Source organism: Amycolatopsis sp. cmx-11-32 (assembly GCF_047608695.1).
In the GTDB taxonomy this organism is placed as follows: Bacteria; Actinomycetota; Actinomycetes; order Mycobacteriales; family Pseudonocardiaceae; genus Amycolatopsis.
Window position 1 is genome coordinate 113,499 of sequence record NZ_JADNQN010000015.1, and the last position, 19,106, is coordinate 132,604.

Genomic DNA, 19,106 nt, shown 5'->3' on the forward strand with positions numbered 1-19,106 from the left:
CGGTTCTCCTCGTGCTCGCTCGGGTGCTCACGATAGCGGTGGACGCGTCTCGTAGAACGCGATCGCGCCCGCCGTGGCGACATTCAGCGAATCGACGCCGTCGGGCATCGGGATCCGCACCGCGACGTCGGCGGCGGCGATGGCCTCCTCGGTCAGCCCGGGGCCTTCCGCGCCCAGCATCAACGCGATCCGCTCCGGCGTCTGGTCCCGCAACTGGCGCAGCGAAACGGAATCCGCACGAGGAGTGAGGGCCGCGACACGGAAACCGCGTTCCCGTAGCAGCTCCAGGTCACCGGGCCAGGACCCGAAGGTGGCGAACGGGACACGCAGGACATGCCCCATCGAAACGCGGACGCTGCGCCGGTACAGCGGGTCGGAACAGCCGCCACCCAGCAGGACCCCGTCGACGCCGAGCGCGGCCGCGTTGCGGAACAGCGAGCCGAGATTCTCGTGGTCACCGACGCCTTCGAGCACCGCTAGCACGCGCGCGCCGTCGATGACGTCCTCGACCGTCGGCGGCGGAACGGGCCGGTCCGCGACGGCCAGCACCCCGCGATTCAAGTGGAATCCGACGACTTCGGCCATTGTCTCGGCCGACGTCACATAGCCGGGGACGTCGGCGCCGTCGAGTTCAGCGCGCAATTCCCGGAACCGCCGCTCCACCCCGAGTAGAGCGCGTACTGGGTATCGGGAGTTGAGAAGCCGCTCGACCACGACGGTGCCTTCGGCGATCACCAGCCCACGCCCACCAGGTCTGTCCGGCCGCCGATCGGCTGTGGACAGGTCGCGGAAATCGTCGAGCCGCGGGTCGCCGGAGTCGTCGACGGTGATCAGTTCAGCCACCTGGAGAGTGTGTCATCCGCCCGCTGCGAGCCGGTTGCCTCCGAACGTCCACCGGCGAGTGGTACGAACGGGCTTATTTTGCTGTAAGTTAACCCCTAGTGACAGAGAGCACCAGTTTGGCCGCTAGCCGGGCGATGGCGAGGCGTGAAAACGTTGGGCCGCCTGGCAGTCCCGCCTGGAACCCCGCGGATCGTGGCCAAGAGGAGCTCGACGAACATGGGTAAGGATCTTTCGGCGGACCCGTTCAAACCGCAGGATCGCGGACGGTACCGCCGGAAGGTCCAGCGCTGCCTCGACACCCTCGCCCGGATGCTCACCGACGGGAGTTTTTCCTTCCCGCGCAAGAACATCGGGCTCGAGGTCGAACTCAACCTCGTCGACCAGGAAATGCGCCCGTCGATGACGAACACGCTGGTACTCGAAGCGCTGAACGACCCCTCCTTCACCACCGAACTCGGCCAGCACAACCTGGAACTCAACGTGCCGCCGCGGCCGCTGGCCGGCGAATCCGCGCTGCAGCTGGAGGACGATCTCCGCGCGTATCTGAGCGCGGCGTCGCGCAAGGCCGAGGAATTCGGCGCCTCGCTGGCGATGATCGGCATTCTTCCCACCTTGCGGCACGAGCACTTCGACCAGAAGTGGCTCACCAACAACGCCCGGTATTCGCTGCTCAACGACCGGATCTTCGCCGCGCGCGGCGAGCCGACGCTGCTCTCGATGGAGGGCGCGCCGCTGCCGGGCAGGCAGCCGGAGCGGTTGCGCAGTTACTCCGAATCGATCCTGCCCGAGGCCGCCTGCACTTCGGTCCAGCTGCATCTGCAGGTCGCGCCGGAGGAGTTCGCGGCGCACTGGAACGCGGCGCAGGCGCTGGCCGGAGTACAGATCGCCGTCGGCGCCAATTCGCCGTTCCTGCTCGGCAAGACGCTCTGGCACGAGACGCGGATCCCGCTGTTCCTGCAGGCAACGGACACCCGGCCGGAGGAGCTGAAGAACCAGGGCGTGCGGCCGAGGGTGTGGTTCGGCGAGCGGTGGATCACCTCGATCTTCGATCTTTTCGAGGAGAACGTCCGGTATTTCCCCGGCCTGCTGCCCGAGACCGACCGGGAGGACCCGGTCGAAGCGCTCGACTCCGGACAGGCCCCGAAACTCACCGAACTGCGGATGCACAACGGCACCGTCTGGCGCTGGAACCGGCCGGTCTACGACGTCGTCGACGGCCTGCCGCATCTGCGGGTGGAGAACCGCGTGCTGCCCGCGGGCCCGACCGTCGTCGACATGGTCGCGAACGCCGCCTTCTTCTACGGCGCACAGCGGGCACTTGCCGAAGCCGACCGTCCAGTGTGGACACAGATGTCGTTCCAGGCGGCCGAGGAGAACATGTACGCGGGAGCGCGACGGGGATTCGACGCGCAGCTGTACTGGCCGGGCATCGGCTGGATCCCGCCGGACGAGCTGGTGCTGCGGGTCCTGCTGCCGCTGGCGCACGAGGGACTACGCCGATCGGATGTTTCGGACAAGGCGCGAGAGCGCTATCTGGGCATCATCGAGCAGCGGTGTCTCACCAGGCGGACCGGCGCCGCGTGGCAGCGGGAGTACGTCCTGCGCGCGGAGGAGCGAGGCACCGAGCGGGAACCCGCACTGAACCGGATGCTGGCCCGGTACCTGGAGCTGTCGGCCACCGAGACGCCGGTGCACACCTGGTCGCTCGAAGCCTGATCGGCGCCCGGCCGCGGAAATCCGAAAGCGCGCTCTGAGGCACACGGCCTAAGCTGGTCACCCAGGGAGGTGGCCCGTTGCCCAAGATCATCGGCCGGTCGCTGGAGGAGCACCGGCGCGAGGTCCGCAGCAGGGTGTTCGACGTCTTGCGCGGGCAGCTGTACGAGCGCGGGTTCGACGCGGTCACGCTCGCCGGAGTCGCCGCCGGAGCAGGCCTCGGCCGGACGGCGATGTACAACCACTTCCCCGACAAGGAAAGCCTGCTGGTCGCCTTCGTCGAGGACGAGGCGACGCGGTACGTCGAACAGCTGAAGGCGGCCGTCGCGACCGCCGACACCCCGGTCGCGAAGCTTTCGACGTTCGTCCGGCTGCAGCTGCGGGTGCTGGCCGAGTACCACCTGCCACCCGGGACGGCGCTCGCGTCGGCGCTGGCGCCCGCCGCGTACCGGCGGATCAGCGCGCACGCCGACCCCATCACCGGCCAGCTGCGCGAGATCCTCGCCGAGGGAGTGCCGGAAGAGGATCCCGAAGTGCTGATCCCGATGATCACCGCCGCGCTGGGCAGCCGCCAGGTCGTCGACGTCCCACCCGAGCGGCTGGACGACGCGATCGAGGGGGCCGTCCGCTTCGTGCTCAGGGCGGTCGGGATGGCGGATGACCGGGAAAACCTCGAAAATTAGGAGCCTAACCCGGTGTTGTGCCTTACGCTCTTTCTGACAGCTTGTCAGATCGATGCTTGGAGGCTCTTTCCATGCCGGTGACCACCGACGTCGACTCCGGGCCGTTCTCCGCGACCCTGCGTGCCTCCACCATGGCCGCCCACAACCGGGCCAACCACTCCGTGTACATGAACGCGCTGCTCGGCGGCGAGCTCACGCTCGAGGGGTACACCCGGCTGGCCATCCAGTACTACTTCATCTACCAGGCCATCGAGCGCGCCGCCGACAAGCTGGCGCGGGACCCGGTGGCGGGCGAATTCGTCTTCGAGGAGCTGCGGCGGCTGCCGAGCCTCGAACGCGACCTCGAACACCTCGTCGGCCCGGACTGGCGCGAGACCGTGCGCCCGCTGCCCTCGACGGAGCGTTACGCGCGGCGCGTGGCCGAGGCGTCGGACTGGTCCGGCGGGTTCGTCGCCCACCACTACACCCGCTACCTCGGCGACATCGCCGGCGGCCAGGTCATCCGGCGGCTGCTGGAGCGCAAGTACGAGCTGACCGAGGCGGGTTCGCTGTTCTACCACTTCGATCGGCTGGACAGCGCGCCCAAGTTCCGGGACAACTACCGGGAGCAGCTGAACTCGGCGCCGTGGACCGAGGACGAGCGCGCACGGTTGATCGACGAGGCGATCGTGGCCTTCGAATGCAACATCGCGGTGTTCGACGAGCTGGCGGGCGAGCTGGACTCGTACCGGGCGGCCTGACGCTGGGTCTCGTGAGCGGTGAAGACAACGGTCACTTTCGATGACCGCCGTCACATCGCCTTGACCTCCACCTAACTGGAGCTAGCAGGCTGGGTTTCAAGCGGCCGCACCAACGGGTACGGCCACTACGAACAGGTCGTTCCACCTGGGGAGAACGCGGCCGCCCCCGGTCGCCGTAAACGGGTGAAGACGACTAAGTTCGTCCTTGGAAACTTAAGTCGAAGACAGAAGGAGGGCCGATGGCCCGCTACGTGCTCCCCGATCTCGACTACGACTACAGCGCACTGGCGCCGCACATCTCCGGCGAGATCAACGAGCTGCACCACAGCAAGCACCACGCGACCTACGTCAAGGGCGCGAACGACACGCTCGACAAGATCGCCGAAGCCCGTGACGCCGGTAACTTCGGTGACATCGTCGGCCTGCAGACCACGCTGGCGTTCCACCTCGCCGGGCACGCCAACCACGTCGTGTGGTGGAAGATCCTGTCCCCGGAAGGCGGCGACAAGCCGACCGGCGAGCTGGCTTCCGCGATCGACGAGGCGTTCGGCTCCTTCGACAAGTTCAAGGCGCAGTTCACCGCGGTCGCCACCACGATCCAGGGCAACGGCTGGGCCGCGCTCTCCTGGGACCCGATCGGCAAGACGCTGATCACCCAGCAGCTGCGCGACCACCACAACAACCTGGTCCTGCCGACCACGCCGATCCTGCTGGTCGACGTCTGGGAGCACGCGTTCTACCTGGACTACAAGAACGTGAAGCCCAAGTACGTCGAGGCCCTGTGGAACATCTTCAACTGGGCCGAGATCTCCAAGCGGTTCGACAACGCCGTCGCCGGTGGCAACGGCCTGCTGCTCGGCTGACTCTCCACCACGAAACGGGGCTCTCCCTTCCGGGAGGGCCCCGCTTTTCGTAGGCGGGCTTGACCTCCAGCGAAGTCGAGGTGTCAGGCTGGACGCATGGACGTCGCCGCGTACCTCGATCGCCTCGGACTCGACCGCCCCGCCGGTGCGGACGTCGCCGCGCTGCGGGTACTGCAGGAGCGCCACCTGGCGGTGGTGCCGTTCGAGAATTTGAGCATCCACCTCGGTGAGCCGATCGTCCTGGACACCGAAGCGCTGTTCGACAAGATCGTGCGACGACGTCGTGGCGGCTTCTGTTACGAGCTGAACGGGCTCTTCGCCGCCTTGCTGCGGGAGCTGGGCTTCGACGCCACCTTGAAGTCCGCGAAGGTGTTCCGGCCAGACGGAAGCCTCGGGCCGCCGTTCGACCACGCGACCGTCCGCGTCGAACTGGACGAGCCTTGGCTGGCCGACGTCGGCTTCGGCCGGTTCAGCCGGTTCCCGCTGCGACTGTCCGCCACTGAGGCACAGGCCGACCCAGGCGGTGAGTTCCTGTTCCTCGACGCGCCTCACGGCGACATCGACGTCCTTGAGGATGGCAAGCCCCAGTACCGGATCGAGCAACGGTCCCGGGCACTGGACGAGTTCGTCCCGACGGCGTTCTGGCAGGCGACGTCGCCGGACTCGCACTTCACTCAGGGGCCGACCTGTTCGCTGCCGACCAAGCACGGCCGGGTGACGCTGGCAGGCGACAGACTGATCGTCACCACCCACGGTGTCCGCGAGGAGACCAGGCTTTCGAGTGATCAGGAGATCCTGGACGGTTATCGGAAGGAGTTCGGGATCGAGCTCGCCCGGCCGCCGGAACGGCCTTGACCAGAACGGCGAGGTCATCGACCATGAACCCCCGGTATGAACGAAGCCCCACCTCCGGGGGTGACCCGAGTGCGGGGCTTCGTCCGTTCCCGAACTGACTGCCGCTCCCACCACGAAGCGGACATGCATGAGGTTAGCCTAACCTCACCAATACCGGCAAGAGGTTCGTTCGCGAGACGCCGATCTCACCCTTCCGGGTGACGGCACACTGTTCTCATGAGTCTTCTGAGCGGCAAGGCCGTGGTGATCACCGGCTCCGGGCGGGGTCTGGGCAGGGCTTTCGCCCACCACGCGGCCTCGCAGGGCGTCTCGGTCGTGGTGAACGACGTGGACGCCGGTCTCGCGGATGAAGTCGCGCGGGAGATCCGCGTGGTGGGCGGGCGCGCGGTGTCCAACGGCGACTCGGTCGCCGATGCCGACTGGGTGCGGATCTCCCTGCACCGGACAGCCGTCGCGGGCGATGTGGGCACACCCAGGAAAGTCACTGTCGCCGGGCGCCCGGCGGATCTGGTCGCCAAGGGCTCACCGGCCCTTGTGGAGATTCGGCTGTCCGACGCCGACGTGCGCGTGCTCAGGATCGAGACCAGCTGGACGCGCGCGCCCCGGCAGGACGACCAGAGCGAAACCCGGCTGCTCGGGCTGGCCGAAGCCGTCCTCGCGGGAGCTTTCGCGCCTGGACCGAAACTGCCGGCCACCGGCGAACGAGACGTCATCGAACGGAAGACCGTCGAACCTGGTGCGGGCATCCTCGACGCGCCCCTGCCGGAGATCTCGTGGAAGCTGTGCACCCAGCTCAGCCGTGCGCTGGGTGTCCCCGCGGAAGCCACGGAGCCGCGCAGTGACGGAAAGTGCTTTGCGGGAACTGGCGGGGAAAGTGGTGCCGCCGCTTCTGGGGTCTTGAGGGGTCTGCTGTCTCGCAAGTAGTCGACTAATGGCGTGCTTCGCGAATCGGGTGCCGCCCGAGGCGGTGTCAACCAATGGGGTCATGAATCACCCAGCTTTGCTCATTCGCAAAAAGAGACCCTCGACCGATGATCTTCTTGTCGGTCCCCTTCCGGAACAATGACCGGATGACCAGCCACGTGTTCGTCGACGAGAGCAAGGAAGGCGGCTACTTGGTGACGGCCGCCGCACTGCTCTCAGGCGACCTCACGTCCGCCCGGCGTGCCATGCGAAGCCTGGTGCTTCCCAGGCAACGCCGTCTGCATTTCACCCACGAGAACGACGGACGACGAAAACTCATTCTGGACACCATCGCCGAACTCGGGCCGCAAGTGAAGATCTATGACGCGTCGGCACATCATCGGCGGCGGCAACGCGAAGTCTGCCTCGCTGTGCTTGTCGAGGATCTCGCCGCCGCGGGAACACGAATGCTCGTCCTCGAAACCGACGAGTCCATCGTGGACCTCGACCGGAAGACCCTCTACCGATCCGTTCGCCGGCTGGTTGCCGAGACGTTCTCGAATACCGGCACTTACGGGCGTTCGAAGAACCGCTGCTCGCCATCCCAGACGCGCTGGCCTGGTGTTGGCAACGTGGTGGCCATTGGAAACGCCGCGCCGTCGAAATAGTAAATGAGGTCCAAGCACTTTGAGCCAGTGTCGCGTGATCCTGCAGGTCTTACCCGTGATTGGACGGCGATCTCCGGAGATCGCCGTCCAATCACGCGAGATCGCCGTCCAATCACGCGTAACCGCCGTCTGAGCACGCGAGATCGCCGTCCGAGGAACGAAACCCAACGTCAAGCAAGCAGGATCACGCGACATTAGGAGAGTTGGAGGTTCGGATACGCGAAACCCGGCCCACCCACCGTCCGGAAGGCTGCCGGGTCCACTTCGCCGATTTACGAACCAGCGCTGATCGAAGTCTACCGCAACCCCTCTCGAAGGCCCCCCTCTCCGATCCCCTCATCGGGTTGGCGTTTCGCCGGACAGCCGCGCCGCGAAAGGCTAGCTTCACCCCGTGACCACCGGGAACGACTACCGCGCCATCGCGCGTAAGACCGACCGTCCGATGTGGATCTGGGCGGGCTGCGCGCTGACGAGTGTCCTGCTGCTGTTCGGCGTGGGCATCGTCGTCGCGATCACCCTGCTGAACAGGGACGAACCCGACACGGAAGCCGAGCTGCCGAAAGTCTGGCCGTCCAGATCCGGCGAAGCGCTCCGCCCGGTCCCGATGCCGAAGGGCGAGATGGTGACCGCGCTGACGGGCGGCACCGGCGCGCAGGTGCTGTGCCAGGCGATCCCGGAGCAGCGCTGGGAAGAGATCCTCGGCGGCCGCACGCTGCGGGAGGCGGGCGGTGCCTGCCACGCGGTCACCGCGGAACTCGACGTCAGCGCGCGGATGATCCCCGCGCTGCCCGAGGACACGAGCCGGGGCGTGCCCGCGAGGACCACCGTCGCCGGCAAACTCGCGGTCATCGCGTCCGACAAGGACGGCACCAGTTTGAGCGTCGAGCTGGTCGAGGTCGCGCCGCACAACGGCGCCTCGCCGGTGCTGAACGTCGCCATCCGCGGCAGGGTCCTCAAAGTCCCCGAGACCGAGAGCAAGGCGAAGGCGCTCGCCGAGGCGCTGATCGCCGGTGCGACGCCGCCCGGGCCGAAGTTGCCGAAAATCGGCGAAGACGGCGAGATCCCGCTCGAAAAACCCGCGCCCGGCCCGATCAAGGATCAGCCGCTCCCGGTGATCTCCTGGCTGCTGTGCGGCGAACTCGGCCGCGCGCTCGGGGTCCCGGTGGACACCGCGAAGCCCACCTTCTTCGCCGCCTGCGAGCTGAACGGCGTGACCGCGGACTACGGCGAGTTGTCCGCGACCGTCCGGCCGTCCACGAGCATCGCGGGGCTCCCGGCGCAAGTGACCGACAAGACCGTCATCGTGCAACTCACCGGTGATCCGGGCGGGGAAACGCTGAAGTTCAAGGGCACCGGCGATCTCACCGGGCTCGCCGAGAAGATGGTGCCGCCGCTGCTCGGCCGTTAGGCCCGGTAGTTCGACAGGAGGTCGCCGAGAAGGGTCTCGTACGCCTGCCACTCGACACTGTCGTCGCTGAAGAGACGAACACGCACCACAGCCGAGATCACCGGGGAACAACGGTGTCTGCTCCTGCACGGAAACCATCGAGCGCCGACGGTTCGACGCCGAGCTTGTTCACACCCGCTCCCTCTTCAGCACACGCAACCCGTTGCCGAACCGCCGCACCGGCAAATTCACCCCACCGCGCCGGATCAGCACGACGGCGCAGACCACCGCGGCGAGCGCCGAGATCGCGCCGCCGATGTAGAACGGCGAGCGGCCGCCGAAGGCGTCGGCGATCCAGCCGGTCATCGGGCCACCGATGGGGTTGCCGCCGATCAGCACGAGGACGTAGAGGCCCATCACGCGTCCGCGCATCTCCGGGCTGACCGCGGTCTGCACCAGCGCGTTCGCCGTGTTGAGGAAGGTGATCGTGGCGTAGCCGAGCGGGATCAGCGCGAGGCCGAAGGTCAGGTACGTCGGCATGAACGCGGTGACGACCTCGAACGCGCCGAGCAGGAACGCCGAGATCAGCAGCAGCCGCACGCGAGGACCACCGCGGGTGTTGCGGCGGGCCGACATCAGCGCGCCGGTGAAGGTGCCGACGGCGACCAGCGTCGACAAGAGCCCGTAGCCGTCGGCGTTGGTGTGGAAGACGTTCGCGGCGACGATCGGCAGCGAGGTGAAGTAGGTGATGCCGAACGTGCTCACGAAGAACACCAGCACCATCACGGTCATCAGGTCGCTGCGCCGCCGGACGTACCGCAGGCCCTCGACCAGTTGCCCCTTCTCACGCGGGATGGCCGGGCCGCGGAAGAGCTTGTCCGGGTCCATCATCACCAGCGCGGCGATGACGGCGCCCGTGCTCACCGCGTTCGCCATGAACAGCCAGCCGGTGCCGACCCAGGTGATCGCGAACCCCGCGATGGCCGGGCCGACGATACGGGCCATGTTGAAGATCGAGGAGTTGAGCGCGACGGCGTTGGTGACCTTGTCCCTGCCGACCATCTCGGCGACGAACGACTGCCGCGCGGGCACTTCCAGTGACGCCGTACAGCCCAGCGTGAAGCAGAGGAGGTACACGTGCCAGAGTTCCGCGATACCGCTCAGATCGAGCGCGCCGAGGACGACCGCCTGCGCCAGCACGACGATCTGGATACCGATCAGGAGCCGCCGCTTGTCGACCCGGTCGGCCAGTACCCCGGCCCACAGCGAGAGGAACAACGTCGGCGTGAACTGCAGCGCGACCGCGATGCCGAGGGCGACCGGGTCGTTGCCGCTGAGGGTGAACACCAGCCAGTCCTGCGCGATGCGCTGCATCCAGGTACCGATGTTCGAGATGACCTGGCCGGTGAAGAAGAGCCGGTAGTTCCGCACCTTCAGCGAGGAGAAAATCGTCCCGCGCGGCTTCTCGGCCGTGGGCGGTGGTGGAGCGGGTTCCCGGGTAGCAGTGGTCTTCGAAGGACACTGTGTTTCGCTACCCGTGGTCGTCACCGCTGTTAGTTCCCCGCCATCCTGTCGATGATCTCGGCGGCGCGAGAGAGCACTTCGCGTTCCTCCGCGCTCAACTCCGCCAATTGCTTGTCCAGCCAGATCTCCCGCGCGGTGATCTGCTCGATCACGTACGACCGGCCACGGTCCGACAACTCGACGATGGCCTGACGGCCGTCCGTCGGATGTGGCCTGCGCTCGACGTAACCCATCTCCTCGAGCGCGGCGATCACCCTCGTCATCGAGGGCGGCTGGACGCCTTCCTTCGCGGCGAGCTGGCCAGGGGTCAGCGCACCGCATTTGTGCAGCGTGGACAGCGCGGACACCTGGGTCAGCGAGATACCGTCACCGGCACGCTGGGCTCGCAGCCGTCGATTGAGCCGCACCACCGCGAGACGCAGGCGGCTCGCCAAAGAGCGCTCGTGCGTGTCTCCGGACATATAGTTAGCATACCTCACGATCGGATCATCGCCCCGTGAGATCGCCCACGGATGACATAACCACTGGTCAGGCGAATGCGGCCTGGATCGGCCCGACCGCGAAGTAGGCCACGAACATCACCGCGATGCCCCACATCAACGGGTGGACACCCTTCGCCTTGCCGGTGACCGCGCGGATGACGACGTAGCTGACGAAGCCCGCGCCGATGCCGTTCGCGATCGAGTAGGTGAACGGCATGACCACGATGGTCAGGAACGCGGGCAGGGCGACGGTGAAGTCGGCGAAGTCGATCTCCTTGACCTGGCTCATCATCAACGCGCCGACGACGACCAACGCCGGAGCCGCGGCCTCGACCGGCACGATCTGGTACAGCGGCGTCAGGAACATGGCCGCGATGAAGAGCACGCCGGTGACCACGTTCGCCAGGCCGGTCCTGGCGCCCTCGGCGATTCCGGACGCGGACTCGACGAAGACGGTGTTCGAACTCGACGACGCGAAGCCACCCGCCACCGCGGCGGTGCCGTCGACGAACAGCGCCTTGCCGACATTCGGCAGTTTGCCGTCCGGTGGGAGGAGGTCCGCCTCCTTGGCCAGCCCGGTCATCGAGCCCATGGTGTCGAAGAAGTCCGCCAGCACCAGGGTGAACACCAGCAGCACGACGGTGATGATCGGCAGCCGCGTCCAGGCGCCGAAGGAGATGTCGCCGACCAGTGAGAGGTCCGGCAGGCCGAGGACCTGGTCCGGCAGCGCCGGGTAACCGAGGTTCCAGCCCTGCGGGTTGACGCCCTTGGACGGGCCGACCTTCGTGATCGCCTCGACCACGATCGCCAGCACGGTCGAGGCGAGGACGCCGATCAGGATCGCGCCCTTGACCCGCTTCGCCACCAGGATGCCGGTGAGCAGCAGGCCGACGACGAACACCACGGTCGGCCACGAAGCGATCGAACCGTCGATGCCGAGCCCGACCGGCACGGTGGTCTTCGCGTCGTCCGGGACGCGCCGGACGAATCCGGCGTCGACCAGGCCGATCAGGCAGATGAACAGGCCGATGCCGACGGCGATCGCCGATTTGAGCGGTGGCGGGACGGCGTTGAACACCGCCGTGCGGATCCCGGCGAAGACCAGCAGGACGATGACCAGTCCTTCGATCACCACCAGGCCCATCGCCTCCGGCCAGGTCATCTGCGAGGCGAAGGTGACCGCGATCAGGCTGTTGATGCCGAGGCCGGTGGCGATGGCGAACGGGTAGTTCGCGACCAGCCCCATGATGATGGTCAGTACGCCCGCGACCAGCGCCGTCACCGCGGCGACCTGAGGAACGGGGAGGATGTTGCCCAGGACGTCCTTGTGCGCGCCGGCGTCGGAAGCGGAAAAGCTGCCGATGATCAGCGGGTTGAGGACGACGATGTAGGCCATCGTAAAGAAGGTGACGATCCCGCCACGGACCTCACGTCCCGGTGTCGAGCCGCGCTCACTGATCTTGAAGTACCGGTCCAGTGTGGACCGGGTGCGCTGCTCCGCCATCGCGTACCACCCTTCGCCCGTTGCCGGGTACCCTTCCCCACGTGGGCGAATCGATCGATTCCGGGGAAGTAAACGGTTCAGTGCGGCCAACGCCGGAGCTGCCGAAACGGCTGACCGACCTGACGCCGGTCGTGATCGTAGGTACCTCGCTCTGGGCGGTCGCGACCGTGGTCCTGTTGTTTGTGACCGACGGCATCTGGGTGCAGACGGCCCTCTCCGGCCTCGTGCTCGGCTTCGTCGGCCTCGCGATCATCGCCTGGCAACGCGCCGCCGCCCGGCGCGGCTCCAAAAGCGCCCAGCGCCTGTAACCCGCGATTAGTCCTCTAGTTGCGGTACTTGCACGGGGCAACTACCGCAACTAGAGGACTAATCGCGTTAGTTGAGGAGGGCCGACGGTGAGGGGTCGTCGAGCAGGGCCGTGAGGACGTGCCGATCGGCCCACCGGTCCGTGGCCCAGGCGAAGGCCCGCGCGAGGCCTTCGGGGGTATCGGCGGCGTGCAGCCTGCCGTCGGACCACCAGGCGACGACGCGCTCCGCGTCCTCGAAGGCCACCGCCAGCGCCTCGTGCAGCAGCACCCCGCCCTCGGGCAGCTCGACACCCAGCTGATCGGCGGCCAGCCGGAGCGCGGAAAGCTCCGTCCACGGCACGAACTCGCCGTCTTCGGTGACCTTGGCGTCGAGACCGCTCGCCACCGGCAGGTCCAGCAGTTCCGCCAGCGCCCCGGCGCCACTCGCCGAGACGACCATCCGCTCCGGCGCCAGCACGGCGGCGAACCACGGCACATCGAGCACGACGGCGTTCCCCGCGTCGGCGGCCGAACCGTCCGCGACCCGGACACGATCCGGCGCCCCGACGTCCACTGTGGATTCCGCGAGAACGGCGTGCGCCCGGGAAGCGAGCCCGGGGCTCACCGTGCGCTCCGGATCCCCAAGCCGCTCAAGCAGATCTTCGACGTCCTCGGCGGTCTCGGTTCCCAGCTCCGTCCGAACGCCCGCGGCGAGCAGGATCTCCTTGCTCAGTCCCGAATCCGGGACGACGTCGTAGAGACCGGCCAGCGCGGCGGCGTCCGGCATGCGCCAGTCGAGCGGCGCGTGCCCGTCCAGCAGCGCGTACCGCGCGAGCCACCAGCCGGCGTGCCCGCCGGGTTCGGTGAGGGCCCGCCAGGTTTCCGGGCGGGACGCCAGCAGCCGCAAGGCCTCGGGCCAGGCGTCGTCGGCGACCAGGTCGAGATCGCGCACGGCGAGCAGGCGGGACGGCGGCCGTTCGGACGAATCCCACCAGTCGTGCTCGTCGGGCAGGCCGTGCTCCGGCTCCAGCGGGTCTTCGTCGGTGACCAGCGCGAAAGAATTCAGCACGCCGACCGCGACAAGGGTGCCGACCGGCCAGTCCTCGGCGAAGTTTTCGTCCAGCACGGACAACGCGCCGTCTTCTTCGAACACCTCGGGATCGAGGATGTCACCCAGCGGCGAAGTGGGCAGGACGAGTTCGTCCGCGCGCCGCCAGCCGTCTTCGCCCGGAAGGGCCAAGGCACCCGCCCATTCGGGGGCGTCGTCGCCGACTTCGGCGATCAGTCGAAGCACCGCGCCCGCTAACGCCATACCGTCCAAACCGGACTGGACGTCTTCGACACTGCGCTCGACGGCAGCGCTCAGCGCGTCGGCTTCGAGCAGGTCACTCGCTTCAGAGTGCTTGGCGCCCAGGCGTTCCAACAACGGATGCGCGGCGACCGGGTGCACGAGCCGCAGGCCGATGATGTCCACATCGGACAGCAGTTCGAGCAGTTCCGCCGAGCCGCCGACGAGTAGCGCGTCGCGCACTCCGGGCAGGGTACGGCCGTCCGACATCGGGACCGGCAGGGCGCCGAGGTCGTCCTTGGTGAGGTCGTGCGCTTCGAGCGCCGGGAGCAGCACGTCGTAGAGCGAGTGCCACCACGACGGCTCGCGCTGGACCCCGGTCAGCAGTTCGATCGCCTCAGCGGGCGAAAGGGCCTGAGCACCGACAGCACGAAGGTCCACACCGGACAGTGAGACCAGTCCTGGCACCAAATCGGCCAGCAGGGGCGCCAACCCCGGCACGTCCACCGAAAGGACCCGCGCCTGACGCCCCGGCAAGTCGTCACCCGCTTGCGCGGGAAGCCATGGCGAATCGGCGAGGTTTTCGAGAATGGCCTCGCGCAGTGTTCCGTCCACAGTGGAACGTGGGAACCCGCCACCGGGGACGAGCGCCAGGCGTTCCTTCGAGGGCAGGGAGCGGACGAGATCGACGTACTCCCGCGCGGCGTTCTTCAGTGCCGCGGTCAGCTCCGGCCCCGGCAGCGCGCGACGACGCGACGGCTCGATCGGCAGCGTCGCGATCAGTCGCGCGGGCAGGGAAAGTTCGTCATCGGTCGGCGTCGGGGCGTGCAGGACGTCCTCGCCGAGCGGACGCGGCGAGCCGGATCCATCGAGCGGAACGGCCCAGACGACCTCACCGCGATGGACCTGCCAGTGCTCGGCGGAACCGTCCGGTGACGAGAGTTCGACGACGCCGTCGCCGAGATCGGTGCGGCGCCAGGCACCACCTTCGACCTCGATGCTCTCCAGCCAGGACAGGGTGAGCAGAAGGTCACCGACGTCGTTCTTCAGGTCCGCCAGCAACGCGGGAAGGTCGACGCCCTCGCGCACCGGGAGCCGGACCTCGGTGATGAACCCTTCAGGCAGGGGAGGTTCGCCGCCTCCAACCGGCCACGGGAGCCGGAGCACGGGGACATCACCGGTTCGGGCGGCTTCGGCACGCGTGCGGTCCGCGGAGAACGCGACCCCGCCGGTCGCCGAAACGATCCGCGGTTCGGCGGAAACCGTGAGCACGGCGGCGAACCCGACACCGAAGCGGCCGACAGTCTCTTCACCCTTGCCGGAAGCGCGAAGGGAGGCAAGGGATTCGACGCCGCGCGCGTCCAGTGGCGCGCCCGTGTTTGCGAACCTCAGCTCACCGTCCACAACGGACACCCGGAGCCTGCCAGGCTCACCCGCGGCCAGCGCGGCGTCGGCGGCGTTCTGCGCCAGCTCGACGAACAGCCGGTCACGGTAGCCGCCGACGCGCAGATCGTTCTCGGTGTTGGTGTCCTCGGTGAACCGCGTCGGCGAATCCGCCCACGCACGCAGGACGGCGGCACGTAACCGCTCGGTGCCGAACGGGTCAGTGCTCACTGGCGCTTTCGGTTTCGGGCTGAGCTTCGGGAGTTTCGGTCTCGGCGACCTCGGGTTCGACCTCCGGCTGGACCTCGGCGGTCTCGGGCACCTCGACCACCGGCGCCTCGGACTCGTCGACGACCGTGGCCTCGGCGAACTCGGCCTCGGTCTCGGTCGATTCGGCGGGCTCGGCTTCGACGGGTGCCTCGGGAGCGGACTCGAAGTCGATCAGCGAGTCGTCGTAGACCAGTTCCGCCACCGGTACCGACGAGGTCACCTCGACCTCGATCTCGGAGTGCGCGCCACAGCCGTACGCGACGTCGACGACGTGCCCGTCCGCCGGGGAGATGTCGTTGGTGCACGCGCCGAAGGCCGCGCTGAGCGACCCCGCGAGCGACACGAAGAACCCGCAACCGCCGCAGACGTCCGGCGCGCTGCGCGCCATGTCCGACCGCGGGCCGAATTCGCCGTCGTGCCAGCGGGCGGCGGCGTCGAGCCTGCCGTACCGGGACAGCACGTGGACCCGGCCGAGCCCGGTCTCCTTGGCGACCTCATCGACCGCGGGATCGTCGGACGCCAGGTACGCCGGAGCGAGCCGCGGGTCGTCCTTCTCCACCGGGAAGATGTCGCCGACACCGAGGTCGCCGGCCTGGACGCGGCGCTCCCACGGCACCCACGCCGGGGCGACCCGCGCGTCCGGACCGGGGATGAGCACGACCTCGCTGATCGTGACCGGCTCTTCCTCGCCGGCGAGCGCGACCGTCACCGACCAGCGCCAGCCGCGATAACCCGTCACGGTCGCCTCGAACAGGTGGCTCGCGGAAACCGCGTCCTCCCGGTCGACGCCGACGTGCGCGCCGACCTGTTCGGCACCGGCGTCCTCCAGCACCGCCGCGCGGGCGAGTTCGACCGCCTCGGCGAGTTTGCGCTGGATAGAGCCGTCGTCCAGGGTCAACAGCAGGGTCATGCCCCCATTCTGCCGCACGCGATATCGCGGTCCGTGTCAGGCTGTCCGCGTGCGCACGCCGATGACCACCTCGCTCCTGCTGGCCGCCGTCCTCGGTGGCTGTGCCGCCGCGCCGGTGAGCGATGCCACCCCGCCCGCGCCGGAGAAACTCGAGGTGCGGGTGCTTTCGTCCCTGCCACACGACGCGGCCGCCTTCACCCAGGGCCTCGAGTTCTCCGGCGAGACGCTGTACGAAGGGACCGGCCTGGTCGGGAAGTCGTCGATGCGGGCCGGGCCCGCGGGCGCGGCGCCGTCGGTCCGCCGGGAACTACCGGGTCTGTTCGGCGAAGGCATCACCGTGCTCGGGCCGACGGCCTGGCAGATCACCTGGCAGGACGGCGTCGCGATCGAACGCGACGCCAAGACGCTGGCCGAGCGCAGGCGCGTGAACTACACGGGTGAAGGCTGGGGCCTGTGTCACCTCGACGGGCGACTGGTGATGAGTGACGGCTCGTCGAAGCTGACCTTCCGTGATCCCGCGTCCTTCGCGCCGACGGGCAGCGTCGACGTCGGGCGTGGCCAGCTGAACGAACTGGAGTGCGTCGGGGACTCGGTGTACGCGAACGTCTGGCAGACGGACGAGATCCTGCGGATCGACGCCGCGACCGGGCGGGTCGCCGGCGAGATCGACGCGTCCGGACTCCTCAGCCCCGAGGAACGGAGCTCCGCCGACGTGCTCAACGGCATCGCGGCGGTACCCGGCACCGGCGATTTCCTGCTCACCGGCAAGCTCTGGCCCAAGATGTTCCGGGTGAAGTTCGTCCCTGCCGCCTAGAAAGCAGTGGTGAGCGCGCGCGGCGGGTCTCGCGTAAGGCAGGATTGAAGGGTGGGAATCTTCGGCTCGAACTCCAAACCCGACGGCACGCGTTCCGGTCGGGCGGGCAAGGAGCGCGGCCGCAAGAGCAAGCGGAAGTGGACGCCGGAACCCGGCGCGACCCAGGCACGCAGCTGGTCCGCGCCGCCGCCGACCCGCGTCGACCAGCAGCCGGTGCCACCGGGCCCGCCCCGCGCGGCCCGGCCCCACCCGCAGTACCAGCCTCATCCGGCCGGGCCGACCGCCGCCGAGGCGCGCACCGGCGCGATCCCGATGGGGCACCACCAGCCACCACCGCCACCACCGCCTCGGACACCGCCGCGCGGCGCGCGGCCGTACCCCGATCCTTCGCAGCGGCAGACCGAACCCGTCCGGCGTCGTCCCGGCGGGTTCTACGACGACCACCCGCCGGGCAGCGGCGAGTACGAGCACTACGACACCGGCGGCTACGCGGGCGAACCGCGCGGCGCCGGAGAACTTCCGCAGGAGCACCCGACGACCGCTGTCCCGCCGCGGGCGGGCGGGATGCCGAAGCTGCCGAAGAAGATCACGGTCACCCGGGTCGCGGCGATGCGCAGCCGTCAGCTCACCGGGCAGGCCGTCGGCGCGTTCCAGCGCGCGACGAAGGCGGACGGCGCCGACAAGTCGGGCCTGACTTCGCTGACGTACGCGGTGATGCTGAACTACGCCAGCGACGCCGCGATGGCGATCGCGCTGGCCAACACGCTGTTCTTCGCCGCGACCAGCGGGGAGAGCAAGGGGAAGGTCGCGCTCTACCTGCTCATCACGATCGCCCCGTTCGCGCTGGTGGCGCCGGTGATCGGCCCGGCACTGGACAAGATCCAGCGCGGCCGCAGGCTCGCGATGTGCGTGTCTTCGGCAGGCCAGGCACTGATGGCCATCGTGATGGCGCTGCATTTCGACGACTGGCTCCTGTACCCGGCGGCGCTGGGCATGATGGTGCTGTCGAAGTCGTTCACCGTGCTCAAAGCGGCGATGACGCCCCGGGTGCTGCCACCCGAGATCACCCTGTCGAAAACGAACGCCCGGCTCACCGTGTTCGGCCTGGTCGCCGCCGGTGTGTTCGGCGCGCTGGCGAGCGGGGTCAACGCGATCTGGGGCTCACAGGGCGCGCTGTGGTTCACCATGGTGATCTGCGTCGCGGCCGCCGTGCAGTCGATGCGGATCCCGTCGTGGGTCGAGAAGACCGAGGGCGAGGTCCCGGCTTCGCTGTCCGCGCATCCCGAGCGGCGGATCAAGAAGCAGCGGCAGCCGATGGGTCGGCAGATCGTCATCTCGCTGTGGGGCAACGGCACCGTCCGCGTGCTGACCGGGTTCCTGATGATGTTCTCCGCGTTCGCGGTGAAGGCGCAGGCCGAAGGCAGCGGGCAGAGCCCGTTCGACCAGTTGCTGCTGCTCGGCATCATCGGCGCCGCGGCGGGCGCCGGTGGTTTCCTGGGGAACGCGCTCGGCTCCCGGCTGCACTTCGGCAAACCGGATCAGGTGATCCTGGCCTGTGTCGGAGCCTGTCTCGGCATCTCGGTCATCGCCACCGTGGCGGCCGGGCTGGCGACGGCGGCGATCGTCGCGCTCGTCGGCGCGACCGCGAGCGCGCTGGCGAAGATCAGCCTCGACGCCGTCATCCAGGAGGACCTGCCGGAAGAGTCGCGCGCTTCGGCGTTCGGGCGGTCCGAAACCGTACTGCAGATGGCCTGGTGCTTCGGCGGTGCCGTCGGCCTGCTGCTGCCGCCGACGTACTGGATCGGGTTCCTCGTGCTGTCGATCCTGCTGGCCGTCGGCTTCACGCAGACGTTCATGGTCCGGCGCGGGACCTCGCTGATCCCCGGTCTCGGCGGCGACCGCCCGCTGCGCCCGGAGCCGACCAGCGAATCGCCCCTCCCGTCGGAGGCCGGTGACTCCCGGTGGCGGCCGGGCTCGTAATCTTCACCG

Annotated in this window: 17 protein-coding genes; 11 read left to right on the forward strand and 6 right to left on the reverse strand. The window is 68.5% G+C overall.

The window, feature by feature from the left end; all coding sequences use genetic code 11:
- Positions 1-27 precede the first annotated feature (27 nt).
- Entirely contained in the window at positions 28-843 is an 816-nt protein-coding gene (locus ACM6LR_RS33760; protein WP_414941659.1) for a TrmH family RNA methyltransferase, read from the reverse strand.
- Positions 844-1,059: 216 nt separating this feature from the next.
- Here ACM6LR_RS33760 and ACM6LR_RS33765 point away from each other — a divergent pair, with 216 nt between their 5' ends.
- From ACM6LR_RS33765 to ACM6LR_RS33800, 8 genes are all read left to right on the forward strand, one after another.
- Complete coding sequence (locus ACM6LR_RS33765) at positions 1,060-2,559, forward strand: glutamate-cysteine ligase family protein (RefSeq protein WP_414941658.1); 1,500 nt, start codon at positions 1,060-1,062, stop codon at positions 2,557-2,559.
- A gap of 77 nt (positions 2,560-2,636) precedes the next feature.
- Entirely contained in the window at positions 2,637-3,239 is a 603-nt protein-coding gene (locus tag ACM6LR_RS33770) for a TetR/AcrR family transcriptional regulator (RefSeq protein WP_414941657.1), read from the forward strand.
- Positions 3,240-3,310: 71 nt separating this feature from the next.
- Positions 3,311-3,979, forward strand: a complete 669-nt coding sequence (locus ACM6LR_RS33775) for a heme oxygenase (biliverdin-producing) (RefSeq protein WP_414945240.1) — start codon at positions 3,311-3,313, stop codon at positions 3,977-3,979.
- A 239-nt stretch (positions 3,980-4,218) separates the two neighbouring features.
- On the forward strand, positions 4,219-4,842 hold the full coding sequence (locus ACM6LR_RS33780) for a superoxide dismutase (protein ID WP_020631814.1): 624 nt from the start codon (positions 4,219-4,221) through the stop codon (positions 4,840-4,842).
- Positions 4,843-4,938: 96 nt separating this feature from the next.
- Positions 4,939-5,697, forward strand: coding sequence for an arylamine N-acetyltransferase family protein (locus ACM6LR_RS33785; RefSeq protein WP_414945241.1), 759 nt, complete (start codon positions 4,939-4,941; stop codon positions 5,695-5,697).
- Between the two features lie 216 nt (positions 5,698-5,913).
- A complete protein-coding gene (locus ACM6LR_RS33790; RefSeq protein ID WP_414945242.1) occupies positions 5,914-6,621 on the forward strand; it encodes an SDR family NAD(P)-dependent oxidoreductase in 708 nt (235 codons plus the stop codon).
- 146 nt (positions 6,622-6,767) lie between these two features.
- The gene (locus tag ACM6LR_RS33795) at positions 6,768-7,268 is read left to right on the forward strand and encodes a hypothetical protein (RefSeq protein ID WP_414941653.1); all 501 of its coding nucleotides are present in this window, start codon (positions 6,768-6,770) and stop codon (positions 7,266-7,268) included.
- Positions 7,269-7,659: 391 nt separating this feature from the next.
- Positions 7,660-8,676 (forward strand): hypothetical protein, encoded by a 1,017-nt coding sequence (locus tag ACM6LR_RS33800; protein ID WP_414941652.1) that lies wholly within the window; start codon positions 7,660-7,662, stop codon positions 8,674-8,676.
- Between the two features lie 168 nt (positions 8,677-8,844).
- On the opposite strand, the gene ACM6LR_RS33805 is transcribed toward ACM6LR_RS33800, so the two are convergent.
- The 3 genes from ACM6LR_RS33805 to ACM6LR_RS33815 all read right to left on the reverse strand — a co-directional run bounded on the left by ACM6LR_RS33805 (position 8,845) and on the right by ACM6LR_RS33815 (position 12,165).
- The gene (locus ACM6LR_RS33805) at positions 8,845-10,104 is read right to left on the reverse strand and encodes an MFS transporter (protein ID WP_414941683.1); all 1,260 of its coding nucleotides are present in this window, start codon (positions 10,102-10,104) and stop codon (positions 8,845-8,847) included.
- Between the two features lie 104 nt (positions 10,105-10,208).
- Positions 10,209-10,640, reverse strand: a complete 432-nt coding sequence (locus ACM6LR_RS33810; RefSeq protein WP_414941651.1) for a MarR family winged helix-turn-helix transcriptional regulator — start codon at positions 10,638-10,640, stop codon at positions 10,209-10,211.
- A gap of 67 nt (positions 10,641-10,707) precedes the next feature.
- The gene (locus ACM6LR_RS33815; RefSeq protein ID WP_414941650.1) at positions 10,708-12,165 is read right to left on the reverse strand and encodes an NCS2 family permease; all 1,458 of its coding nucleotides are present in this window, start codon (positions 12,163-12,165) and stop codon (positions 10,708-10,710) included.
- 80 nt (positions 12,166-12,245) lie between these two features.
- On the opposite strand from ACM6LR_RS33815, the gene ACM6LR_RS33820 reads away from it, so the two are divergent.
- Positions 12,246-12,473, forward strand: a complete 228-nt coding sequence (locus ACM6LR_RS33820; protein WP_414945260.1) for a DUF2530 domain-containing protein — start codon at positions 12,246-12,248, stop codon at positions 12,471-12,473.
- 67 nt (positions 12,474-12,540) lie between these two features.
- Here the strand turns inward: ACM6LR_RS33820 and ACM6LR_RS33825 are convergent, their stop codons facing one another.
- Both ACM6LR_RS33825 and ACM6LR_RS33830 read right to left on the reverse strand, forming a co-directional pair.
- On the reverse strand, positions 12,541-15,354 hold the full coding sequence (locus ACM6LR_RS33825; RefSeq protein WP_414941649.1) for a sacsin N-terminal ATP-binding-like domain-containing protein: 2,814 nt from the start codon (positions 15,352-15,354) through the stop codon (positions 12,541-12,543).
- Entirely contained in the window at positions 15,344-16,303 is a 960-nt protein-coding gene (locus ACM6LR_RS33830; protein WP_414945243.1) for a DUF3027 domain-containing protein, read from the reverse strand. Before ACM6LR_RS33830 ends, ACM6LR_RS33825 begins: the two co-directional genes overlap by 11 nt.
- Positions 16,304-16,352: 49 nt before the next feature.
- Here ACM6LR_RS33830 and ACM6LR_RS33835 point away from each other — a divergent pair, with 49 nt between their 5' ends.
- Together ACM6LR_RS33835 and ACM6LR_RS33840 are read left to right on the forward strand one after the other, a co-directional pair.
- Entirely contained in the window at positions 16,353-17,117 is a 765-nt protein-coding gene (locus ACM6LR_RS33835; protein ID WP_414945244.1) for a glutaminyl-peptide cyclotransferase, read from the forward strand.
- Between the two features lie 51 nt (positions 17,118-17,168).
- On the forward strand, positions 17,169-19,097 hold the full coding sequence (locus ACM6LR_RS33840; RefSeq protein ID WP_414945245.1) for an MFS transporter: 1,929 nt from the start codon (positions 17,169-17,171) through the stop codon (positions 19,095-19,097).
- Positions 19,098-19,106 lie beyond the last annotated feature (9 nt).